Origin of the sequence: Paucibacter sp. PLA-PC-4 (assembly GCF_026241155.1) — a bacterium.
In the GTDB taxonomy this organism is placed as follows: domain Bacteria; phylum Pseudomonadota; class Gammaproteobacteria; order Burkholderiales; family Burkholderiaceae_C; genus Roseateles_E.
This window is the reverse complement of record NZ_JAPFGP010000062.1, coordinates 1-971: the sequence shown is the minus strand read 5'-3', so window position 1 is coordinate 971 and position 971 is coordinate 1. Positions and strand designations below refer to the sequence as shown.

Here is a 971-nt window from a genome sequence, read left to right as displayed (position 1 = left end):
CACGGCCACTACACCACGGCGCCGGCCGCACTCGGCGCCTGGCGCGATCTGCAGATCGCCGGCCTGATGGCGCCGGGCAAGGCGCCCAAGGCCAGCGATCTCAAGATCAGCGACGACGAACTGCGCGAGTCCATTGAGAACAACCAGCTGCGTCTGATGAAGCAACGCGGCTCGGACCTGACCATCTTCAGCCCCCGCGCCAGCTTCATGGCCCACCATATCGGCGACTTCCAGACCTCCAGCACCTGGGCCTCGATCTGCAACGAACTCTGCTACCGGGTCAGCCAGCTCTTCCCCGATCACTTCATCCCGGCGGCCATGCTGCCTCAGTCGCCCGGTGTGGATCCGGCCAGCTGCATCCCCGAGCTGCTCAAGTGCGTGCAGCAATACGGCAATGTCGGCATCAATTTGAACCCCGATCCGTCGGGCGGCCACTGGACAAGCCCGCCGCTCTGCGATCGGCACTGGTATCCGATCTACGAAGCCATGGTCGAGTACGACATCCCCGCGATGATCCATGTCTCCACCAGCTGCAATTCCTGCTTCCACACCACCGGCGCGCACTACCTGAACGCCGACACCACGGCCTTCATGCAGTGCCTGAGCAGCGATCTGTTCAAGGACTTCCCCACGCTGAAGTTCCTGATCCCGCACGGCGGCGGTGCCGTGCCCTACCACTGGGGGCGCTTTCGCGGCCTGGCCCAGGAGATGAAAAAGCCGCTCTTGGGCGAGCACCTGCTCAACAACATCTTCTTTGACACCTGCGTCTACCACCAGCCCGGCATCGATCTTCTGACCCAGGTGATCCCGGTCAAGAACATCCTGTTCGCCAGCGAAATGATTGGTGCGGTGCGCGGCATCGACCCCGAGACCGGCCACCACTTCGACGACACCAAGCGCTATGTCCAGGCCACCGCCAATCTGACCGACGAGGAGCGCCATCTCGTATTCGAGGGCAATGCCCGCCGTGT

The 971-nt window shown here is 63.2% G+C and carries 1 protein-coding gene; it reads left to right on the top strand.

What is annotated here, in order from left to right; translation table 11 throughout:
* Positions 1–971 (top strand): amidohydrolase family protein (locus tag OOZ63_RS28885; protein WP_266009331.1); only part of this gene is annotated, 971 nt, incomplete at both ends.